The organism is Bacillus cereus group sp. BfR-BA-01408, from assembly GCF_022663305.1.
Classification (GTDB): Bacteria; Bacillota; Bacilli; order Bacillales; family Bacillaceae_G; genus Bacillus_A; species Bacillus_A pacificus.
Genome location: NZ_JAKUFF010000361.1, coordinates 1 through 211, shown reverse-complemented (window position 1 = coordinate 211; position 211 = coordinate 1). Strand labels below are relative to the sequence as shown.

Here is a 211-nt window from a genome sequence, read left to right as displayed (position 1 = left end):
AAAGCTTGAAGAAACAATCATTGTGGAAATACCAGAAGAATTTGAAGAGGTAGACGTAATTACAGAAACAGAAGAATCAGAAGAAGTGGAAGTAATTGCGGAAGCAGAAGAGTCAGAAGAAGTGGAAGTAATTGCGGAAGCAGAAGAGTCAGAAGAAGTGGAAGTAATTGCAGAAACAGAAGAGTCAGAAGAAGTGGAAGTAATTGCGGAA

General features: G+C 38.9%; 1 protein-coding gene. It reads left to right on the top strand.

The genetic code is table 11. The features are described 5' to 3' along the window. Positions 1 to 211 (top strand): hypothetical protein (locus MR083_RS27650; RefSeq protein ID WP_242270157.1); only part of this gene is annotated, 211 nt, incomplete at both ends.